Annotated in this window: 2 protein-coding genes; both read right to left on the minus strand. The window is 39.0% G+C overall.

Going from position 1 to position 857, the window contains the following annotated elements; genetic code table 11:
• A partial coding sequence (locus tag KIH86_RS02890; RefSeq protein ID WP_223110287.1) for a hypothetical protein occupies positions 1-231 on the minus strand: 231 nt, incomplete at its 3' end.
• A 316-nt stretch (positions 232-547) separates the two neighbouring features.
• On the minus strand, positions 548-857 hold a 310-nt coding region (locus tag KIH86_RS02895), incomplete at its 5' end, for a beta-xylosidase family glycoside hydrolase (RefSeq protein WP_456094012.1).

The following is an 857-nucleotide window of genomic DNA, read 5'->3' on the forward strand; positions in this document are numbered from 1 at the left end:
AATACCAAAAATGATAAAACCTAAACGGTATTGTCCCAAAAAAACAGCTGCTATAATTGTAAAACCATTATTACCTAGAGCCATACCCAAACCACCATAAGCAGATGAGGCTGATCCTTTACCCTCTTCAGGTGCTAAATCTATCCATGCAACCATCGGTGCAACAATGAAGTTTAGAGCCACTTGTCCTAGCATCCAACTTATTAACAATAAAGGAATCGTAGTAGTCATTGAGGCAAAAATCATTGCCAGCATAAATACGAATGCTCCAAAGACTAACCAAGGCGTTCGTNTCCAAAACGAGATTTTGTACGGTCAGACAAATATCCAGCTACCATGTTGGAAATGGCCGCAACAATCATTCCTACTGCTGAAAATAATGCTACTATTTCGATTTTTTTGTCGGCATCCAAATGTGTAATCAAAGCTGGCAAGAATAAACTTGAAGCTGCAATATAGGGTCCAAGCCAGGAGGCGGGTCCAATAATTAATCCTGGTAATAAACGTTTAAGTGGTATCGCATTCATCTAAACCATCCTCTCTGGATTTAGAAATTCTTTACGGAATAGTAATCAAAATCTGCAAATGAGTCGTGCTGATGAGAATCAACCGAACCTATGAAATTAAACAATCCTGTAAATCCACCAATTTCACCTGGTTCCCCGTTAACGCCCTCATCAGACAAATAAACAACATCGAGATCATCCACGAATACTTGCCAATCCTTATCATCCTTCAAGCGATAAAAGATACCCGCTATACCTGAATTGTAGACAATCTTCAACTCAACTATATCTTCAGGTACTGGAATATGGTTCTGAACAAATTCGATGCGATTTCCTAGTTTAGCCTGTAGT

Origin of the sequence: Paenibacillus sinensis (assembly GCF_019904155.1) — a bacterium.
GTDB lineage: Bacteria > Bacillota > Bacilli > Paenibacillales > Paenibacillaceae > Paenibacillus_AQ > Paenibacillus_AQ sinensis.